The following is a 20,782-nucleotide window of genomic DNA, read 5'->3' as shown; positions in this document are numbered from 1 at the left end:
AGTCCACCTGTGCCGGCATGTTGCGTTGCAATACGCTAAAATCCACCTTTTGACGGACCTCCGGCTGCTCCCATGACTGCCCGCCTGCGCGAAATCCCCTACAACTACACCTCGTTTTCCGATCGCGAGATCGTCATCCGCCTGCTTGGCGCCGATAACTGGGCAATTCTCGACGAGCTTCGCGTCGAGCGCGTTACCGGGCGTTCGGCACGCATGCTTTACGAGGTGCTGGGCGACATCTGGGTCGTGCAGCGCAACCCGTATCTCGAAGACGACCTGCTTGATAACCAGGAGCGCCGCAATGCGCTGGTCAATGCCCTGCGCCATCGCCTGACCGAGGTCGAGAAGCGCCGGGCAGAAAGCGAGACGGAGGACCCCGAGCGGGCTGCCAAGGTCAAGCGTCTGGTTGCCGCTGCACAGGCTGCGGTCGACCGCTTCGCAGCACGGTTTTCCGAAACCTATGATCTGCGCCGCAAGGTCCAGAAGATTCTCGGCAAGCACACGCGCAAGGACAATATCGCCTTTGATGGCCTGGCTCGCGTTTCGCACGTCACCGATGCGACCGACTGGCGTGTCGAATACCCCTTCGTCGTCCTCTACCCGGATACCGAGGAAGAGATCGGTCACCTTGTGCGCGGCTGTTTCGAAGCCGGCCTGACCATCATCCCGCGTGGCGGCGGCACCGGCTATACCGGCGGCGCCGTGCCGCTGACGCCGTATTCGGCGGTGATCAATACCGAAAAGCTGATCGACATGAGTCCGGTCGAGAACATCGTTCTCCCGGGGCATACGGAAGCCTACGCCACCATCCGCACCGGTGCCGGTGTCGTGACCGACCGCGTTTCCGAAGCTGCCTCGCTGGCCGGCCGCGTTTTCGCGGTCGACCCGACTTCGGCCTCGGCTTCCTGTATCGGCGGCAACATCGCGATGAACGCCGGCGGCAAGAAGGCCGTGCTGTGGGGCACCGCGCTCGACAATCTGGCCTGGTGGAAGATGGTCGATCCGGACGGCAACTGGCTGGAGGTCGAACGCCTCAACCACAACTACGGCAAGATCCACGAGCAGGAATTGGTCGAATTCCGCCTCAAGCGCTTTGATCCGAGCGGCAAGAAGCTGCTGAGCGAAGAAGTCCTCAGCATGCCCGGTGCCGCTTGCCGCAAGGTCGGCCTGGGCAAGGACGTGACCGACAAGTTCCTCGGCGGCGTGCCGGGCGTGCAGAAGGAAGGGACCGACGGCATCATCGTCGCGGCGCGCTGGGTACTGCACAAGATGCCGCCGATCTCGCGCACTGTTTGCCTCGAATTCTTCGGCCAGGTCCGTGAGGCCGTGCCGGCGATTGTTGAAATCACCGATTACTTCAAGCCGGGCGGTGCCGGCCATGCCGCCGGTGTCCAGCTGGCGGGTCTCGAACACCTCGACGAGCGCTACGTGAAGGCCGTCGGCTACGCGACCAAGGCCAAACGCCACGGCCGTCCGAAGATGGTCCTGATCGGCGACATCGTCGGTCACGACGAAGCCGAGGTGATGAAGGCCGCTTCCGAAGTTGTACGCATGTGCAATCTGCGTGCTGCCGAGGGCTTTATCGCGGTCGACGCTGAAACACGCAAGAAATTCTGGCTCGATCGTTCGCGCACCGCCGCCATTTCGCGCCACACCAACGCCTTCAAGGTCAATGAAGACGTGGTTATTCCGCTGCCGCGCATGGGCGAGTACTGCGACGGCATCGAGCGCATCAACATCGAGCTGTCCACGCAGAACAAGCTGGCGCTGTGCGATGCCCTGAGCCAACTCCTCGAAGGCGAATTGCCGCTGCACGAAGGCGATGCCAATGTCGACAAGGCCGTGCTGATCGGCGATCGCCGCCAGGCTGCATTGGATTATGTAGCTTCGGTCCGTCGCCGCTGGGCCTGGCTGCTGGCCAATCTGGACATGCCGCTGGCCGACGCCGAGGCTCAGTTTGCCGACTATGGCGTGGTGGCTGGAGAATTGACCAACAAGGCGGCCAATCCGGTGCTTTTCCACCGCATGCAGGATTTTTCGGTCCGCACCTCGTGGAAGCAGGAACTGAAGGCTCGCCTGTCCAAGATTTTTGATGGCAGCGTTTATCGTCCGATCCTTGAGCGTATCGAAGCGATCCACAAGGAAGTGCTGCGCGGCCGCGTTTTCGTCGCCCTGCACATGCACGCCGGCGACGGCAACGTGCATACCAACATCCCGGTCAATTCCGACAACTACGAGATGCTGCAGACGGCGCACAAGGCGGTCGAACGCATCATGCACCTGGCGCGCGGTCTGGACGGTGTGATTTCCGGCGAGCACGGCATCGGCATCACCAAGCTTGAATTCCTCTCCGACGAGGAAATCGGCCCCTTCCGCGCCTACAAGCAGAAGGTCGACCCGGAAGGCCGTTTCAACAAGGGCAAGCTGATGCCCGGTGGCGACATGGGCAATGCCTACACGCCGTCGTTCAGCTTGCTTGGCACCGAGTCGCTGATCATGGAGCAGTCCGAGATCGGCAAGATTTCGGACATGGTCAAGAACTGCCTGCGTTGCGGCAAATGTAAGCCGGTCTGCTCGACCCACGTGCCGCGCGCCAACCTGCTCTACAGCCCGCGCAACAAGATTCTCGGTACCTCGCTGCTGGTCGAGGCCTTCCTGTACGAGGAACAGACACGGCGCGGCATTTCGCTCAAGCATTTCGACGAATTCAACGATGTTGCCGACCATTGCACGGTCTGTCATCGTTGCGTCAAGCCTTGCCCGGTCGACATCGATTTTGGCGATGTTTCCGTGGCGATGCGCAATTTCCTGCGCAAACAGGACAAGAAGCGCTTCAGCCCCGGTACCGCGGCGGCGATGACTTATCTGAATCTGAAGGACCCGGCGACCATCAAGCTGATGCGCGGCGTGATGATGGACTTCGGTTTCAAGGCCCAGCGTCTGGCCCACAAGGCGGCCAAGGCGATTGGCCTGGTCCAGGATACCCGGGCGCATCCGCCGGCCACAGTGGGCGCGCCGACGGTCAAGACGCAGGTCATCCACTTCCTCAACCGGCCGATGCCGGGCAACCTGCCGAAGCGGACTTCACGCGCCTTGCTTGATATCGAGGATGACAAGGTTATTCCGGTCATCCGCAATCCCAAGGTGGCGAGCGGCGATTCGGAAGCAGTCTTCTACTTCCCGGGCTGCGGCTCGGAGCGTCTGTTCTCGCAGGTCGGTCTGGCCACGCAGGCGATGCTTTACGAAACGGGTGCCACGACGGTGCTGCCGCCGGGCTACCTGTGCTGCGGCTACCCGCAGAACGCTTCCGGCGATGCAGACAAGGGGCAGAAGATCACGACGGACAACCGCGTGTTGTTCCATCGCGTCGCCAATACGCTGAACTACCTTGATATCAAGACGGTGATTGTTTCATGTGGAACATGCATGGATCAGTTGCAGAAGTACCAGTTTGAAAAGATCTTCCCCGGTTGCCGCCTGCTCGACATCCACGAATACCTGATGGAAAAGGGCGTCAAGCTGGAGGGGGTGAATGGTACGCGTTACATGTACCACGATCCCTGCCATACCCCGATGAAGGCCTACAACCCGCTCGCCGTGACCAAGTCGCTGATGGGCCAGGAAGTGCCGCTGACCGATCGATGCTGTGGTGATTCCGGTTCCTTCGCCTATTCACGGCCGGATATTGCGACCCAGGTGAAGTTCCGCAAGCAGCAGGAAATTGAAAGCGGTGCCGAGAAGCTGCGGGCTGATGGCTTTAGCGGTGAGGTCAAGATTCTGACATCCTGTCCGGCCTGCCTGCAGGGGCTGTCGCGTTACGATGACGATGCCAGTACCAAGGCGGATTACATCGTGGTCGAGATGGCCAAGCATCTGCTGGGTGAAAACTGGGCTGCACAATATGTCGATCGCGCCAATAACGGCGGGATTGAGCGCGTTTTGCTGTGATTCTGGCCTGGATTTCGCGGTCGACCGTGCAATCCAGGCATTTTCCGGTTCAACTTGCGATATTGGCCAGACGGTGTAATTCTGTTGGAATGACCGGAGTGATTTGACGTGAACACCAGCAACGGCACCTGTGAACTGTGCAACAACCCTGGCGGGGAAATTCTCTGGCAATCTCCTGCGTGCCGGATTGTGCGCGTTGCCGATGCGAACTTCCCGGGATTCTGCCGGGTTATCTGGGGCCGGCACGTACGGGAAATGAGCGATCTGGGCAGCGCCGATCAGCGCTATCTGATGGCGGTTGTCTTGCAGGTCGAAAAAGTCGTGCGTGACCTGTTCTCCCCGGACAAGATCAATCTGGCCAGTTTCGGCAATGTCGTGCCGCATTTGCATTGGCACATCATTCCTCGCTGGCAGGATGACCGGAACTTCCCCGAACCCATCTGGGGGCTGGTCCAGCGGGAAAGTACAACTGCCCGGCCAGAAATCAGCAATCAACGCATCACTGCCGCACTGGATGCTGCGCTGGCTGATTTGCCGTATATCCCGGAGGCATCATAGACAGCCGGTTCTCGACCCCTCTCGTCATTCGCGATCAGCAGGCCGGACAGGATTACCTTTCCCGCCTGCCATTGAGCAATCTGGTCATGGCCGAGCAGCAGCTGGTCGAGTTTCTCGATGCCCTGCTGACCCAGCCGCCTGCTCCCGATTGCCTGCTGGCTTTGCTCGAACAGGCCCGTCCGCCGATGTGCTATGTCGAGGAAGAGTTGGCTCGCCGCTATCAGAACAAGCCCCTGATCCTTGCGGATGACGAAGCGGCCGTGTTTGGCCGGGTTGTCGGGGTCTGGAAAAAGATGAGCCAGGCTTATGCCCTCTGCGCCCGTCTGGTCGAGCCCGATGCCGGTAATCCGGATTATGCCGAACTGGTTGCCACCATCCTGCACCGTTGCCTCTACTACAGCGGGATGGTCATTCTTGAGCATTTCCGAGCACGCCGGGAATTGCCTCCCGGTGCATGGCGCCGTTTGCACCGCTATTACAGCGCGGCAGAACAATGGGGGGTGACAACCACGCCTGTTGAGGATGCGCTTGAACATGGAACCCAGGAAACGCACTGTGCGGCAGCTTACGTCACCCTGCTGCTGGTCGACCTGGCCAGCCCTTACCGCAGCAGTTTCAGGGAAATGAACCTGATCCGTCATTGGGCCGGCATGTGGGCCGGTCTGGTGTCAATTCATCCGATGGGGCGTGAACAGGCTGCCTGCCCCTACGTGATCGAACTGGAAAAGGATCTGGCGCTGCATTCGGGCAAACAGCTTGCCGTTCCCGGTAGCGATGCGCGCAGGCTGGATACGCTGCAATTGAGCCAGCAAATCCAGCACATGCTGCACCAGTTGCGTGAGCGGATTACACCGTCGCAACTCGGCTTGGGTGAGGAAACGACGGGACAGGTCATCCAGCTGCTGAACCGCCTGATTCGCCCGTGGGCACAAACCGAATCGCCCAGGAAATTCAGAAGGTTTGCCGCCAAAGGCACTGCCCGCGTTGCGAGCGGCTTTGATGCGATGCATTTTTTCGTGACGGGCAAAGAGTTTGTTCAGCCCGATGCGGCACTGGCCTATTCGCGCAAGGAACTGGAGCAGCTGTTCACCTTCCGTGACCGGATTGAAACCTCCCAGGTGGTTTCAGCGCAGCCCAAGGCCAATTTTCCGATCGACGAGTGGGCTGCGATCGATCAGTCCGCCAACGGTTTTCGGCTGATGCGCAGCAATGCCGGCCACAAGATCATGCACAGCCAGCTGGTGCTGATTTCGCCGCATGATGGCGAACATTTCTTGCTGGCTCAAATTGCCTGGCTGATGGAAAAACCGGATGCCAGCGTGATTGTCGGTGTTGCAACCTTGCCGGGCTTGCCAACGGGTATTGGCGTGCGCCTCGCGGCAGATAAATCGGCTGACAGCAAACGCTATGTCAGAGCTTTCCAGTTGCCGGCCCTGCCGGCGATCAAGGAAGAAAGCTCCATCGTGATGCCTTTTGGCGTCTACCAGCCGGGCCGGATTCTTGAAGTCAGCTCGGGCAGCGAAACATGGCTGGTCAAAATGCACCATATCCTGCAGCGCGGTGCCGATTTTGACCGGATCAGCTACTTGCCGGTTTGACCTATCTTGCCGTCTTGGTCCTGCGAGTACGCTAAACTAACGGTCTTATCCAGGAGAACACTATGGCGGGTATGGATCGGGATACGCCCATTCCAAACGAAATCAAGTTGCACCAGAAATCTCGATTGCTGGAGCTGAACTACGAAAGTGGTGAATCTTTCCAGCTTGATTTCGAGTATTTGCGTGTAATGACGCCTTCAGCCGAGGCTCGCGGTCATGGCCCGGGTCAGGAAACCCTGCAGGCGGGTAAACGTAATGTCGATATCGAACGCATCGAACCGGTCGGTACTTATGCCTTGCGTCTTGTCTATTCGGATGGTCATGACAGCGGTCTCTACTCCTGGGATCTTCTCTACAATCTGGGGAAACATCACAGCGAACTGTGGGCTGAATATCTGACCCAACTCGAAGCCCAGGGTTTGTCCCGCGATATCGATACCCGTACTCGTCCAGCAGCCGGTGGCTGCGGTCAACATCACTGAAATCATGAAAAACGATACTACCCATTTCGGCTACGAATCCGTTGCCGAGCAGGAAAAGGCCCGCCGCGTCGCAGACGTATTTGATTCTGTAGCCAGCCGCTACGATTTGATGAACGATCTGATGTCGGGTGGCATGCACCGGCTCTGGAAGGCATTCACCATTCAGCGCAGCGGTGTGCGCGAAGGTTCGCGCGTACTGGATGTGGCTGGCGGCACCGGAGACCTGTCGCTGGCTTTTGCCAAACGCGTTGGCAAGAGCGGTCAGGTCTGGCTGACGGACATCAACAATGCCATGTTGGCCCGCGGCCGGGACCGTCTGCTCGATAAAGGCTACATGCTCCCGGTTGCCCAGTGCGATGCTGAAAAACTGCCCTTCCCTGACGACTGGTTTGATTGTGTGACCGTTGCCTTCGGCTTGCGCAACATGACGCACAAGGATGCCGCACTGGCTGAAATGCGCCGTGTGCTGCGGCCGGGTGGGCGCTTGCTGGTCCTTGAGTTTTCACAGGTCTGGAAGCCGCTGGCGCCGCTGTACGATTTCTATTCCTTCCAGGTGATTCCACGCGTCGGCAAGCTGGTGACCAACGATTCGGATAGCTATCGCTATCTTTCCGAGTCGATTCGGGTTCATCCGGGGCAGGAAGAACTCAAATCGATGATGGAAGGTGTCGGCTTCGAAAAGGTTGAGTATTTCAACCTGGCGCTCGGCGTTGTTGCGCTGCATCGCGGGTTCAAGTTCTAAAGCCTGGCCCAAGTCAGTCCGATGGCATCCATTGAATCAATTCTTGTCCCTGCGCTGAATCATCTGCTTGATGGCGAGCCGTGGGCTGCAGAGCGGCTGCGCAGCCATTCCGGTGCGCGTCTTCAGATTGAAGCGGGGCCTCTGGTTCTCGCTCTGGTGATTAACGCCCAGGGACAATTCAGCCCTTGTGACACCACTTCCCCTGCCCTGGTCACCATTACCCTGCCGGCCGATTTGCCAGTCAAATTGATGGTCGACCGCGACAATCTTTTTTCATCGGTCCGGCTGTCAGGTTCAGCCGATCTGGCTGAAACGCTGGCCTTCGTCTTCCGCAATTTGCGCTGGGATGCAGAGGGCGATCTGGCTCGTCTGGTCGGTGATATACCGGCCCGCCGCACCTTGATGACCCTGCGCGATCTTTCTGCTCATTGCCTGGGGAGTACCCGGCGAGTAGTCGACAATGTCAGCGAGTACATCCGGGAAGATTCCGGCCTGCTGGTGAATCAAGTTGAAATCGTTAATTTTGGCAGCGAAATCAATCGGTTGCGCGATGATTTGGCCCGTCTTGAAAAACGAGTGGCCAGTCTCTGATACCGTGACTCCGGGCAAATAAAAAGGGCAGCCTTGGCTGCCCTCAGACTGCTGACGAACCCCCGATTTTTCGGGGGTTTTGTTTTTCTGGTTGGAAATCAGGGAGACTCCTGGCTTCAAGCCGAAGCGAGGCGGATTCTGAAATTCAGGTTAGGAACCCCGATCTGCCAAAGATGGCGGGCGAATGGGGCGGCAAAACGGGTTCGTGCGAGGATTTTGGCCAATAAGGCTGCCGCCTTGCGGGCCAGCAACAGGGCCATCTTCTTCATGTTCTGACAGGCCGCCGAGAGCAGGCACTGCGCTTGCACCTTGGCCAAGCCACGGAAACGGGCGTAACGGTGGCCGTGCAACTCCTTGGCATCGGCAAAACTGCGCTCCACCGTTTCCTTGCGCCGGGCGTACAGCCGTTTGCCCAGGTCGCTCAGGCGATTGGCGTTGATCGCTTCCTTGAAACCTTCCCAGAGATGTCGGGTCACGAGCTTCTGATGGTTCCGGCTCTGCGTGCATTGCCCGCGCACGCCGCAATCGGCACACCGCGCCGGGTTCGAGGCGTATTCGCGATAACCCAGCCGGTTGGTCGTCCGGTACGGTAGAACCTCCCCGGCCGGGCAGCGGTAGCAGTCCTGGACCGCATCGTAGAGATAGTCCCGTTTGTAGAAATAGCCATCGCGGTGTGTGGGTCGCTTGTAGCCCATCACCCCGAACAGTGCCCGCTCGAGGAGGCCCTTGCAGACTTGCGGGGTGAAATACCCGGCATCCAGCCCGACGGCGCCCACGGCCAGATCAAAGCGCTCCATGACCCGATCCAGGCGGGCAAGGTAGGGCTGGCTGTCATGGACATTGCCCGGCGTGACATGGGTATCGACGATCAAAGCATGCACGCCATCGACAGTCCGGTGATCCAGATAGAAGAAGCCGGTCGGCTTGTTGTCGCGGGCCATGAAACCTGCGTCGGGATCGACCGTGCTGACCTTGACCTCCTTCATCGGCGGTGTCGAATCATCGTCATCACGCTTGAGCGGCTTCTTGCCCGCGGCGGCTCGGTCCGTTTCGATGGCTGCATCCAGTTCGGCCAGGTAGGCCGCAGGGGTTTGCTCGACCTGATGCACCTCAAAATGCCGTTTGTTGGCATTCGCCTTCAGATGCGTGCTGTCCGTGTAAAGCACCCGCCCGCCAATCAGCTTATGCTCAATGGCTTGCTCGACAATCCCGTCGAAGATGCGTTGCTCAATGTCCGTCCCGACAAAGCGGCGACGCCGATTCTGCGACAGCGTCGAGGCATCCGGCACTTTGTCCGTCAGTCGAAAGCCGAGAAACCAGCGGTAAGCCACATTGACCTCGATTTCCTTCACCAGCCGTCGCTCGGAGCGAATCCCGAACAGGTAGCCAATGAACAACATCTTGAACAACACCACCGGATCAATCGCTGGTCGGCCATTGTTCTCGCAATACAGGTGCTGGGTCGCTTCACGAATGAAATCAAACCGGATGTGCTGGTCGAGCAGCCGGAGCAAGTGGTCTTTCGGGACCAATTGCTCCAACGTCACCATCTCCAGTTCCGTTTGGGCGGGGTAGACAGGCTTGAGCATGCCTGCATTATAAAAAATAAAGCCCCCAATCGCTTGGAGGCTTTGTCAGCAGTCTGAGGGCAGCCTTGGCTGCCCTTTTTTTATCCGCTGTTCCGGAATCAGTGCGTATGTTTGCGCAGATGCTGAATCGTCTGAAGCTGTGCAATTGCTTGCGCCAGTTCGGATTCGGCCGCAGCGTAATCCATTTCTGCTTTCCGGTTGGCCAGTGCTTCTTCGGCCCGCTTCTTGGCTTCAAGCGCCTTGGCTTCGTCCAGGTCGTGGGCACGGATGGCGGTGTCAGCCAACACGGTAATCATGTCGGGCTGTACCTCCAGCATGCCGCCAGACACATAAACCAGCTCGAATTCGCTCTGGTCCAGCACCTTCAGACGAATAGTGCCGGGCTTGATGCGAGTGAGCAGCGGGGTGTGGCGCGGCAGAATGCCGAGTTCCCCGGCTTCGCCGGGAAACACCGCAACCTCGACCAGGCCGGAGAAGATGGACTCTTCGGCACTGACGACATCACAATGAACAGTCATAACCATGAATGGCTCCTATCCAGAAACTGCATTACTGCAGTGTCTTGGCCTTTTCGATGACTTCCTCGATACCGCCAACCATGTAGAACGCTTGTTCCGGCAGGTGATCGTATTCACCGGCACAAATGCCCTTGAAGCCCTTGATGGTTTCCTTGAGCGGGACGAACTTGCCCGGGGAACCGGTAAAGACTTCAGCAACGTGGAACGGCTGCGACAGGAAACGCTGAATCTTACGAGCACGGGAAACGGCGAGCTTGTCTTCAGGAGACAGTTCGTCCATACCCAGAATCGCGATGATGTCGCGCAGTTCCTTGTAGCGCTGCAGGTTCATCTGCACGGCACGGGCAACAGCGTAGTGCTCTTCGCCAACGACTTGCGGGTCGAGCTGGCGCGAAGTGGAGTCGAGCGGATCGACAGCCGGGTAGATACCCAGGGAGGCGATGTCACGTGACAACACAACGGTGGAGTCCAAGTGCAGGAAGGTGGTAGCCGGAGACGGGTCGGTCAAGTCATCAGCAGGCACGTAAACGGCCTGGATGGAGGTGATCGAGCCAACCTTGGTGGAGGTAATACGCTCTTGCAGACGGCCCATTTCTTCAGCCAGCGTCGGCTGATAGCCCACGGCGGAAGGCATACGGCCGAGCAGTGCGGAAACTTCCGTACCAGCCAGGGTGTAGCGATAGATGTTGTCGACGAAGAACAGGATGTCGCGGCCATCATCACGGAAACGCTCGGCCATGGTTAGGCCGGTCAGCGCGACGCGCAGACGGTTGCCCGGCGGCTCGTTCATCTGACCGAACACCATTGCAACCTTGTCGAGAACGTTGGAGTCCTTCATTTCGTGGTAGAAGTCGTTACCTTCGCGGGTACGCTCACCAACACCGGCAAACACGGACAGACCCGAGTGTTGCTTGGCGATGTTGTTGATCAACTCCATCATGTTGACGGTCTTGCCGACGCCGGCGCCACCGAACAGACCGACCTTGCCGCCCTTGGCGAACGGGCAGATCAGGTCGATAACCTTGATGCCGGTTTCGAGCAGATCGACGGAAGAAGACAGCTCGTCGAACTTCGGCGCAGCAGCGTGAATTTCACGCAGCTCGTTGGAGTCGATCGGGCCGGCTTCGTCGATCGGACGGCCGAGGACGTCCATGATGCGACCCAGCGTACCCATGCCGACCGGCACGGAGATGGCTGCGCCAGTGTTGTTAACTTTCATGCCGCGGCGCAGGCCGTCGGAAGAACCCATAGCGATGGTACGTACCACGCCGTCACCCAGTTGCTGCTGAACTTCGAAGGTCAGACCTTCTTCGGCCATACCATTGGCTTCAGCGGCATCCAGCTTGAGTGCGTCGTACACCTTCGGCATCGCTTCGCGCGGGAAGTGGATGTCCACAACTGCGCCGATACACTGAACGATTGAACCTTGACTCATATTCAAATCCCCAAAAATTAAAAGCTTCGCGCTTGCGTCAGACGGCGGCTGCACCGCTTACGATTTCCGACAGTTCCTTGGTAATCGCGGCCTGACGGGCCTTGTTATAGACCAGCTTCAATTCACCGATAACGTTCTTGGCGTTGTCGGAAGCAGACTTCATGGAAACCATCCGGGCAGATTGCTCGGAAGCCATGTTTTCAGCGACTGCCTGATAAATCAAAGCTTCTACATAACGGATCAGCAGATCGTCGATCACTGCCTTGGCTTCGGGTTCGTACACATAATCCCAGTTCGATTTGTTCGAACCGACGGCATCGCCGCTCAGGGGGAGAAGTTGTTCGAAAACCGGCTCCTGCTTCATCGTGTTGATGAAACGGTTGTAGCCAATATAAAGCGCGTCGATCTCGCCATTCATGTAGGCGTCGAGTTGAACCTTGACCGGTCCGATCAGCTTTTCCAGATGCGGAGTGTCACCGAGACCCGTTACATGTGAAACGATCTTGGCGCCCGCGCGCTGCATGAAGCCGAAACCCTTGTTACCGATGCAGGTAGCCTGAAGCTTTTTGCCCTCGGCCTCAAAAGCCTTCATCTTGCTGACCACGAGGCGCAAGACGTTGGAATTGAGACCGCCGCACAGGCCCTTGTCCGAGGTGATCAGGATCAGGCCGACATTGGCCTGGTCACGGTTCATCAGGAACGGGTGCTTGTATTCGGTCAGGGCATGAGCCAGATTGCCTGCAACGCGCCGGATTTTCTCGCCATAAGGACGGGCAGCACGCATCCGTTCCTGCGCTTTGCGCATTTTGGATGCGGCCACCATTTCCATGGCCTTGGTGATCTTTCGCGTATTCTCTACGCTCTTGATCTTGTTGCGAATTTCCTTGCCGCTAGCCATGCAATTCTCCTAGCTGATCAGGCCCAGCTGCCCTTGAAGGCGGTGATGCCGGCGGCCAGAGCCTTTTCGGTATCACCGCTGAGGTCTGCAGACGACTCCATGGTATTCATGACGTCGGCACAGTTAGCCTTGAGGTAACCGAGCATGGCCTTTTCGCATTCCAGAGCACGCTTGACTTCGACGTCGTCGAAGTAGCCCTTGTCAGCTGCATACAGCGTGACGGCCATTTCGGAGATGCTCATCGGCGAGTACTGGGCTTGCTTCATCAGCTCGGTCACCAGACGGCCACGCTCCAGCTGCTTGCGGGTTGCTTCGTCGAGATCGGAAGCAAACTGGGCAAATGCAGCGAGTTCGCGGTACTGGGCCAGGGCCAGACGGACACCGCCGCCGAGCTTCTTGATCAGCTTGGTCTGGGCAGCACCACCGACGCGGGACACGGAGATACCGGCATTGATAGCAGGACGGATACCGGCATTGAACAGGTCGGTTTCCAGGAAGATCTGGCCGTCGGTGATTGAGATCACGTTGGTCGGAACGAATGCGGAAACGTCGCCAGCCTGGGTTTCGATAACCGGCAGTGCGGTCAGCGAACCAGTCTGGCCCTTGATCTCGCCATTGGTGAACTTCTCAACCCATTCTTCGGAAACGCGAGCAGCGCGTTCGAGGAGGCGTGAGTGGAGATAGAACACGTCACCCGGGTAGGCTTCACGGCCTGGCGGGCGGCGCAGCAGCAGGGAAACCTGACGGTAGCCCCAAGCCTGCTTGGTCAGATCGTCATAAACGATCAGGGCGTCTTGACCGCGGTCGCGGAAGTACTCACCCATCGTGCAGCCAGCGTAAGGAGCCAGGTACTGCAGTGCAGCGGATTCAGAAGCGGAAGCAGCAACAACGATGGTGTTGGCCATCGCGCCGTGTTCTTCCAGCTTGCGAACGACGTTGGCGATGGTCGAAGCCTTTTGACCAATAGCGACATAGACGCAGAAAACGCCGGTGCCCTTCTGGTTGATGATGGCATCGACAGCAACGGCGGTCTTACCGGTTTGGCGGTCGCCAATGATCAGCTCGCGCTGACCACGACCAACCGGAACCATGGAGTCCACACACTTCAGGCCGGTTTGCACCGGCTGGGAAACGGACTTACGCCAAATAACGCCCGGCGCAACCTTTTCCAGCTTGTCGGTTTCCTTGGCGTTGATCGGACCCTTGCCGTCGATCGGCTGGCCCAGCGTGTTGACCACGCGACCAAGGAGTTCCGGACCAACCGGCACTTCCAGAATGCGACCCGTTGTCTTGACAACGTCGCCTTCGGAAATGTGCTCGTATTCGCCAAGGATAACAGCGCCGACGGAGTCGCGCTCGAGGTTGAGTGCCATGCCGAAGGTGTTGCCGGGGAATTCCAGCATTTCGCCTTGCATGACGTCTTGCAGACCATGCACGCGGACGATACCGTCAGTGACGGAAACCACGGTGCCCTGCGTGCGCACTTCCGATGCGCCTTGCAGGTTCTGGATCTTGCTCTTGATCAGTTCAGAAATTTCGGAAGGATTCAACTGCATGAAATTCTCCTAGTTGTTCAGCGCCACGGCCATCGAGTCGAGTTTGCCGCGGACTGAAGCATCCAGCACCTGGTCACCCACGGCGACCTTAACCCCACCAATCAGGGACGGATCGATAACGACACGGCCTGTCAGACGGGTACCAAAGCGGGCTTCGAGCTGCTTGAGCAGCGTCGACACCTGGGCGTCGTCAATGGGAAATGCGGAATGCACCACCGCCTCTTTGACCCCTTCTTCCTGGCTCTTGGCCAGGTCGAAAAGCCGGGAAATCTCCGGCAGGAGCGCGAGACGCCGGTTTTCTGCGAGGGTACGAATAAAGCTGCCGAGTGTTGCGTCGCTATCTTCCGACAGCGAAATGAACAGTTCAGCAACCTGCTCGGCGGAGAGCCGGGGATTGCCCATGACCGAAGCCATGTCCCCGTCCTGGGCGATCAAGGCCAAACGCGCAAGGCGTGCAGCCCAGATGCCCTGCGCCCCGGTTTCCTGAGCTATCCGGTAGGCAGCTTCAGCATAGGGGCGGGCGATGGTGACAGATTCAGCCATAAGCTTTACAGATCCTGTTTGATCGTGGCCAGAATATCGGCATGAGCCTGGGCATTAATCTCGCGGCGCAGAATTTTTTCTGCACCGGATACAACCAGGGCAGAGACTTGTTCGCGCAATTGTTCCTTGGCGCGGACAGCTTCCTGGTCGATTTCAGCCTTGGCGCCGGCGACGATGCGGTCAGCTTCGGCCTTGGCCGTAACTTTCGCTTCTTCGACTACCTGAGCAGCACGCTTTTCAGCTTGAGCCAGGAGTTCGGCGGCTTTTTCCTTGCCTTCACGGAGTGCTTCCGTAGAGCGCTTGGTGGCCAGTTCGAGATCATGCTTGCCGCGTTCGGCGGCAGCCAGTCCATCCGCGATCTTCTTCGCACGCTCGTCGAGCGCCTTCACAATGGGGGGCCACACGAATTGCATCGTGAACCACGCCAGAATGAAGAACACAACGAGCTGTGCAAACAACGTTGCGTTCAGATTCACGGTTCTAGTCCTCTAAAAGTTGATCGGGTGAGGACCGATTAAACCAGCTTGAACGGGTTGGCGAAGGCGAACATCATGGCGATACCAACGCCAATCAGGAATGCAGCGTCGATCAGACCGGCCAGCAGGAACATCTTGGTTTGCAGAGCATTCATCAGCTCAGGTTGACGTGCAGATGCTTCAATGTACTTGCCGCCCATCAGGCCAATACCGATACAGGCACCGATAGCGCCCAGACCAATGATCAGGCCGGCAGCCAGAGCAACAAAACCGAGAACGTGTTCCATGACAACTCCTTGCTAAGTTAAAAAAGTAAAGACTACAAAGTTACTACAAATCAGTGTGCTTCGTGTGCCTGGCCAACGTAGACCAGTGTCAGCATCATGAAGATGAAAGCCTGCAGTGCAACGATCAGGATGTGGAAGATTGCCCAGATCGAGCCGGCAATGACGTGGCCGGCAAACAGGGAAACTCCGGTTGCGCTGGCCGACCATGCTGCACCCATCAGGGCGATCAGCATGAAGACCAGTTCGCCTGCGTACATGTTGCCGAACAGTCGCATGCCGTGGGAAACGGTCTTGGCGAGGAATTCGATCATCTGCATGGCGAAGTTGATTGGATAAAGCAGCGGGTGGCTACCGAACGGTGCGGTGAAGAGTTCATGCACCCAGCCACCGATGCCCTTGATCTTGATGTTGTAATAAACACAGACGAGCAGGACGCCGACGGACATGCCGAGGGTGCCGTTCAGGTCAGCGGATGGGACAACGCGCAGATAGGCGTGATGATCGCCAGTGATGGTTTGCCAAATGGTCGGCAGAAGATCGAGTGGCAGGAAGTCCATCGAGTTCATCAGGAAAATCCAGATGAAAACGGTCAGCGCGAGAGGGCCGACGAACTTGCGCGATTCAGCGCTATGGACGATGCCCTTGGCCTGGTCGTTGACCATTTCGAGGACGATTTCGACGGCAGCCTGCATGCGGCCCGGTACGCCAGAGGTGACGCTCTTGGCGACGCGCCACATGACGAAAAGACCGATGATGCCCATCAACACCGAGAAAATCATGGTGTCGAGGTTGATCACGCTGAAATCAATGACGTCCTTCTGAGCGTGACCGGTGGAGTTCCAGTGCGTCAGGTGGTGGACGATGTATTCGCCGGCGGTCGGCGCGTTTGCTGCTGTTTCGTGGCCTGCTGTAGACATAATCAGGATTTCTTCCAAAACGCTATAAAACCTGCATGCAAGACAATCGCAAAGCCGATCAGCAAGCTGGGCCAGTGCATCTCGGGATACCCCTTGACGGCGATTGCCAGTAATCCGATGGTGGCTGCAATCTTGAGGAACTCACCGATGAAGAAGTTCGCTGCGTAAGAGGCGCCAGAGCGATCATTCACCATCGTCAGACGGATGGCGAAGAAAAGGTTGGGAAGTATGCAGGCAACAGCCGCCAATCCCACCGAAACAAGCCCCCGTGTTCCTACTATTGCACCGGCCCCGATCGCTGTTATCAGCGCTGCACCAAACTGGAGGAAAATCGCTCTATACATGGTGCCCTGCAATCGTTGACCGGCTGTGCCACACAGACCTAAATGATACAAGAGTTAAACGCCGTACGTCAATGAAATTACGGGTTTTCCTCAATGTCCGGCTGGCCATTACTGGTTTACCGGAGGCGTCCGAGAATTCCGTCGAGCTGGTCGAGATCGTTGAATTCGATGGTCAATTTACCGGCGCCCTTTTTGTTGCTGCGGATCGCCACGGCGGCGCCGATGACATCCGAAAGCTCTTCCTGGAGGCGGAGAATGTCGCGGTCGACAGGCTGGACTGTGGATGGTTTGGGCGGGTTGATGATCTGCTGGACGAGGCGTTCGGTTTCGCGCACGGACAACGATTTCTGGATGATGCGCTGGGCCAGTGCAACCTGCTGCGCTCCGGGGATGGGCAGCAGGGCGCGGGCGTGACCCATGTCGATTTTGCCGGCCATGAGGAGTTCCTGGACTGCTGCGGTCAACTGCAGTAAACGAAGCAAATTGGTCGCTGCCGGGCGTGAGCGGCCTACGGCATCGGCTGCCTGCTGGTGGGTCAGGCCGAATTCGTCGATCAGGCGTTGCAGGCCCTGGGCTTCTTCGAGTGGGTTGAGATTCTCGCGCTGGATGTTCTCGATCAGCGCCATGGCCAGCGCCTGTTCATCCGGAATGCTGCGGATCAGCACCGGCACTTCGCTCAGGCCGGCCAGTTGGGAGGCACGCCAGCGGCGTTCGCCGGCGACGATTTCGTAGCGTTCGGCACCCGGCGTCGGGTCGATGGCGCGCACCAGAATCGGTTGCATGACGCCCTGCGCCTTGATCGAGGCGGCCAGTTCAGCCAGTGCGGCATCGTCCATGTGCGTGCGCGGCTGGTATTTGCCGGGGCGCAGGCGCTCGACCGGCAAATTGCGTTGCTCGTCGCCGTGCGGCTTGTCGTTGCCGGAAAGCAGGGCATCAAGGCCGCGGCCGAGTCCTTTCATCTTGATCATGGGGCGACCCTTTCGAGAATTTCTTTGGCGAGCGCGCTGTAGGCTTGCGCGCCCTTGGAATTTTTGTCAAAAGCGATGACCGGCTTGCCGTAGGACGGGGCTTCGGCGAGGCGGACATTGCGTGGCACGATGGTCTTGTAGACCTTGTTACCGAAGTGGCTTTCGAGTTCGTTTGAAACCTGTTGCGTCAGCGTGCTCTGGGCGTTGTACATGGTCCGCAATAGACCTTCGATTTCGAGCCGGGAGTTCAAGTGGGCGCGCACCTTGCGCAGCGTCTCGACCAGGTCGGACAGGCCTTCCAGTGCGTAATACTCGCATTGCATCGGGATCAGCACGGAATCCGATGCCACCAGGCCGTTGACCGTCAGCATGTTGAGGGCTGGCGGGCAGTCGATCAGGATGAAGTCGTAGGTTGCATGACCGGCTTGCAGCGCATTTTTCAGGCGGTATTCGCGCTCGCTGAGTTCGATCAGTTCGACTTCGGCGCCGGCCAGTTCGCGGTTGGCCGGCAGGATGTCGAAACCGAATTCGGTGTGGATGCAAACCTCGCTCAAGGTCGCGGCACCGATCAGCAGTTGATACACCGTCGGCAGGGCTTCCTTTTTGGTGATTCCGGCACCGGTGGTTGCATTGCCTTGCGGATCGAGGTCGATCAGCAGGACGCGCTGACCTTCGGCGCCAAGCGAGGCGGCAAGATTGACGGCTGTCGTGGTCTTGCCGACGCCGCCTTTCTGGTTGGTGATGGCGAGTACTTTCATGACCCGGCTTTCAAAATGATCAAATGTCTTTCGGCATCCAGCCCCGGTACGCTGAGCGGAATGATCGTTTCAACCGATACATCGGCCGGCAGTGCGGCGATTTCTTCGTCAGGACGGACGCCCTTCATGGCCAGCCAGCGGCCGCCCGGGGCGAGTAAGTGGCGGGTCAGGCTGACGAACAGTGCCAGTTCGGAAAAAGCCCGCGAGCTGATCTGGGCGTACTGTCCGGTCATTTCTTCGACTCTGGCGTGGTGCACCGCGACATTCTTCAGTCCCAGCTCGATGCTTGCCTGCTGCAGGAAGGTGGCTTTCTTCTGGACGGTATCGACCATGCTGACCGAAAGTTCGGAGCGGGTGATAGCCAGCGGAATGCCGGGCAGCCCACCACCGCTGCCGACATCGAGCAGCGCGCCTGAACCGATATGCGGCAGGATGGCCAGCGAGTCGAGCAAATGGTGCGAGACAGCCTGGGCCGGATCGCGCAGCGCGGTCAGGTTGTAGGTCTTGTTCCACTTGAGCAGCAGGTCGCGGAAGGCGAGCAGTTTGTCCTGCGTTGCTTGGGGGAGCTCAAGGTGCAATTCGGCGAGGCCTGCGGCCAGTGCGTTGCGGCTCATACGGCCACCTGCGAAAGATTGTGGCGCTTGAGATGGATCAGCAGCAGCGAGATGGCGGCCGGGGTGATGCCCTGGATACGCGAGGCTTGGCCGATGGTTTGCGGCCGATGCTGGGTCAGCTTCTGCTTGACCTCGTTGGACAGCCCGGCGACGGTGCCGTAATCCAGATCGGCCGGCAAAATCATGCTCTCATAGCTGGTCGACCGCGCCACTTCGTCGGCTTGCCGATCAATGTAGCCCTGATACTTGGCCGAAATTTCCAGTTGCTCGACAACCAGCGGGTCGGTCTGTGCTTCGCCGGCGCCCGGCAAGGTGAGCAGCGATGCGTAGGAGACTTCCGGCCGACGCAGCAACTCGAACAGGTTGTACTCGTGTTCGATGGCTTTACCGAGGACGCGGACGCAATCTTCGGACGGCGTGATTTTTGGATTGACCCAGGTTGCCTTCAGGCGTTCCTGCTCGGCGGCGACGGCGTCGCGCTTGCGGCAGAAGGCGTCCCAGCGTGCATCGTCGACCAGGCCAAGCGCCCTGCCCTGTTCGGTCAGGCGCAGGTCGGCGTTGTCTTCGCGCAGGCTGAGGCGGTATTCGGCACGGCTGGTGAACATCCGGTAGGGATCGGAAACACCGCGCGTGATCAGGTCGTCGACCAACACGCCGAGGTAGGCTTCATTGCGCTTCGGGCACCAGCCGGACTCGCCGCGCACATAGCGTACTGCGTTGACGCCGGCCAGCAGGCCTTGCGCGGCGGCTTCTTCGTAACCAGTTGTACCGTTGATCTGTCCGGCGAAGAACAAGCCGTTGATCGCCTTGGTTTCCAGCGTGTCCTTGAGGCCGCGCGGGTCGTAAAAGTCGTATTCGATGGCGTAGCCGGGGCGCAGGATGTGCACGTTTTCCATGCCGCGGATCGAACGGACCAGCGCCAGCTGGATGTCGAAGGGCAGGCTGGTTGACACGCCGTTCGGGTAGATCTCGTGCGTCGTCAGGCCTTCGGGTTCGAGGAAGACGTTGTGCTGGTTCTTGTCGGCAAAGCGGTGGATCTTGTCCTCGATCGACGGGCAGTAACGCGGGCCGACGCCTTCGATGACGCCGGTGTACATCGGCGAACGGTCCAGGCCGCTGCGGATGATGTCGTGCGTGCGCTCGTTGGTTTCGGTGATCCAGCATGGCAACTGGCGCGGGTGCTGGGCCGCGTTGCCGAGGAAGGAAAAGACCGGCATCGGGTTGTCCGAATGCTGTTCTTCCATCACTGAAAAATCGATGGTCTTGCCGTCCAGGCGTGGCGGCGTGCCGGTCTTCAGGCGGCCTTGCGGCAGCTTCAGTTCCTTCAGACGGCCGGCCAGCGATACGGAGGGCGGATCGCCCATGCGGCCGCCGGTGTAGTTTTCCAGTCCGACGTGAATCTTGCCGTTGAGGAAGGTTCCCGCGGTCAACACCACGGCATCGGCCAAAAAGCGGATGCCGAGCTGGGTCACAGCGCCGCAGACTTTGTCGCCTTCGACGATCAGGTCATCGCAGGCTTCGGCAAAGATGGTCAAATTGGGCTGGTTTTCGAGTCGACCGCGAATCGCCTGCTTGTACAGCACGCGATCGGCCTGGGCGCGTGTGGCGCGTACAGCCGGGCCTTTCGAGGCATTCAGAATGCGGAACTGGATACCGGACTCATCGGTCGCTGCAGCCATCGCCCCACCGAGCGCGTCGACCTCACGGACCAGATGGCCCTTGCCGATGCCGCCGATCGACGGGTTGCAACTCATTGCTCCCAGCGTATCGAGATTGTGCGTCAGCAACAGCGTGTTCGCGCCCGCTCTTGCCGCAGCCAGCGCAGCTTCGGTGCCGGCATGGCCGCCGCCGACAACGATCACGTCAAAACGGGTGGGATAGAGCATGGTTGGGCAATGTTGCAGCGCAGTATCGGGAGGCGGATTTTACGTCAGGTCGCTGAAAAAACACAGGTTTTTGC

At 58.8% G+C, this 20,782-nt stretch carries 20 protein-coding genes; 6 read left to right on the top strand and 14 right to left on the bottom strand.

Annotated features, from left to right (window positions below; translation table 11 throughout):
• Positions 1–72 precede the first annotated feature (72 nt).
• The 6 genes from KI614_RS15970 to KI614_RS15945 all read left to right on the top strand — a co-directional run bounded on the left by KI614_RS15970 (position 73) and on the right by KI614_RS15945 (position 7,919).
• A complete protein-coding gene (locus KI614_RS15970) occupies positions 73–3,948 on the top strand; it encodes a DUF3683 domain-containing protein (protein ID WP_226406913.1) in 3,876 nt (1,291 codons plus the stop codon).
• Positions 3,949–4,056: 108 nt separating this feature from the next.
• Positions 4,057–4,506: an HIT family protein gene (locus KI614_RS15965; RefSeq protein ID WP_226406911.1), complete on the top strand. Its 450-nt coding sequence runs from the start codon at positions 4,057–4,059 to the stop codon at positions 4,504–4,506.
• Between the two features lie 86 nt (positions 4,507–4,592).
• Entirely contained in the window at positions 4,593–6,104 is a 1,512-nt protein-coding gene (locus KI614_RS15960; RefSeq protein ID WP_226406909.1) for a hypothetical protein, read from the top strand.
• Between the two features lie 62 nt (positions 6,105–6,166).
• Entirely contained in the window at positions 6,167–6,586 is a 420-nt protein-coding gene (locus KI614_RS15955) for a gamma-butyrobetaine hydroxylase-like domain-containing protein (RefSeq protein WP_203468001.1), read from the top strand.
• A 4-nt stretch (positions 6,587–6,590) separates the two neighbouring features.
• Complete coding sequence (ubiE, locus tag KI614_RS15950) at positions 6,591–7,328, top strand: bifunctional demethylmenaquinone methyltransferase/2-methoxy-6-polyprenyl-1,4-benzoquinol methylase UbiE (RefSeq protein ID WP_203468000.1); 738 nt, start codon at positions 6,591–6,593, stop codon at positions 7,326–7,328.
• Positions 7,329–7,349: 21 nt separating this feature from the next.
• A complete protein-coding gene (locus tag KI614_RS15945) occupies positions 7,350–7,919 on the top strand; it encodes an SCP2 domain-containing protein (protein ID WP_226406907.1) in 570 nt (189 codons plus the stop codon).
• 116 nt (positions 7,920–8,035) lie between these two features.
• Here the strand turns inward: KI614_RS15945 and KI614_RS15940 are convergent, their stop codons facing one another.
• The 14 genes from KI614_RS15940 to mnmG form a co-directional block, all read right to left on the bottom strand.
• Positions 8,036–9,508 (bottom strand): IS1182 family transposase, encoded by a 1,473-nt coding sequence (locus KI614_RS15940; RefSeq protein WP_226406905.1) that lies wholly within the window; start codon positions 9,506–9,508, stop codon positions 8,036–8,038.
• 98 nt (positions 9,509–9,606) lie between these two features.
• Positions 9,607–10,032, bottom strand: coding sequence for a F0F1 ATP synthase subunit epsilon (locus tag KI614_RS15935; protein WP_203467997.1), 426 nt, complete (start codon positions 10,030–10,032; stop codon positions 9,607–9,609).
• A 25-nt stretch (positions 10,033–10,057) separates the two neighbouring features.
• A complete protein-coding gene (gene atpD, locus KI614_RS15930) occupies positions 10,058–11,461 on the bottom strand; it encodes a F0F1 ATP synthase subunit beta (RefSeq protein WP_226406903.1) in 1,404 nt (467 codons plus the stop codon).
• A 37-nt stretch (positions 11,462–11,498) separates the two neighbouring features.
• Entirely contained in the window at positions 11,499–12,359 is an 861-nt protein-coding gene (gene atpG / locus KI614_RS15925) for a F0F1 ATP synthase subunit gamma (RefSeq protein WP_226406901.1), read from the bottom strand.
• Between the two features lie 17 nt (positions 12,360–12,376).
• Positions 12,377–13,915, bottom strand: coding sequence for a F0F1 ATP synthase subunit alpha (atpA, locus tag KI614_RS15920; RefSeq protein ID WP_226406899.1), 1,539 nt, complete (start codon positions 13,913–13,915; stop codon positions 12,377–12,379).
• A 9-nt stretch (positions 13,916–13,924) separates the two neighbouring features.
• Positions 13,925–14,458, bottom strand: coding sequence for a F0F1 ATP synthase subunit delta (locus KI614_RS15915; RefSeq protein WP_226406897.1), 534 nt, complete (start codon positions 14,456–14,458; stop codon positions 13,925–13,927).
• A 5-nt stretch (positions 14,459–14,463) separates the two neighbouring features.
• Positions 14,464–14,934, bottom strand: coding sequence for a F0F1 ATP synthase subunit B (locus tag KI614_RS15910; protein WP_203467992.1), 471 nt, complete (start codon positions 14,932–14,934; stop codon positions 14,464–14,466).
• A gap of 38 nt (positions 14,935–14,972) precedes the next feature.
• Positions 14,973–15,221 (bottom strand): F0F1 ATP synthase subunit C, encoded by a 249-nt coding sequence (gene atpE, locus KI614_RS15905; RefSeq protein WP_027457100.1) that lies wholly within the window; start codon positions 15,219–15,221, stop codon positions 14,973–14,975.
• Positions 15,222–15,271: 50 nt separating this feature from the next.
• Entirely contained in the window at positions 15,272–16,138 is an 867-nt protein-coding gene (atpB, locus tag KI614_RS15900; RefSeq protein ID WP_226406895.1) for a F0F1 ATP synthase subunit A, read from the bottom strand.
• Positions 16,139–16,140: 2 nt separating this feature from the next.
• Positions 16,141–16,482, bottom strand: a complete 342-nt coding sequence (locus tag KI614_RS15895; RefSeq protein WP_226406893.1) for an ATP synthase subunit I — start codon at positions 16,480–16,482, stop codon at positions 16,141–16,143.
• A 116-nt stretch (positions 16,483–16,598) separates the two neighbouring features.
• Entirely contained in the window at positions 16,599–17,450 is an 852-nt protein-coding gene (locus tag KI614_RS15890; protein ID WP_226406891.1) for a ParB/RepB/Spo0J family partition protein, read from the bottom strand.
• Complete coding sequence (locus KI614_RS15885) at positions 17,447–18,208, bottom strand: ParA family protein (protein WP_226406889.1); 762 nt, start codon at positions 18,206–18,208, stop codon at positions 17,447–17,449. The genes KI614_RS15890 and KI614_RS15885 overlap by 4 nt, the downstream gene beginning before the upstream one ends.
• On the bottom strand, positions 18,205–18,822 hold the full coding sequence (rsmG, locus tag KI614_RS15880) for a 16S rRNA (guanine(527)-N(7))-methyltransferase RsmG (RefSeq protein WP_226406887.1): 618 nt from the start codon (positions 18,820–18,822) through the stop codon (positions 18,205–18,207). Before rsmG ends, KI614_RS15885 begins: the two co-directional genes overlap by 4 nt.
• The gene (gene mnmG, locus KI614_RS15875) at positions 18,819–20,708 is read right to left on the bottom strand and encodes a tRNA uridine-5-carboxymethylaminomethyl(34) synthesis enzyme MnmG (RefSeq protein WP_226406885.1); all 1,890 of its coding nucleotides are present in this window, start codon (positions 20,706–20,708) and stop codon (positions 18,819–18,821) included. The genes rsmG and mnmG overlap by 4 nt, the downstream gene beginning before the upstream one ends.
• Positions 20,709–20,782: the final 74 nt, after the last annotated feature.

The sequence above is a fragment of the Dechloromonas denitrificans genome (assembly GCF_020510665.1).
GTDB classification, from domain to species: Bacteria; Pseudomonadota; Gammaproteobacteria; order Burkholderiales; family Rhodocyclaceae; genus Azonexus; species Azonexus denitrificans_B.
This window is presented reverse-complemented; position numbering and strand designations above follow the sequence as displayed.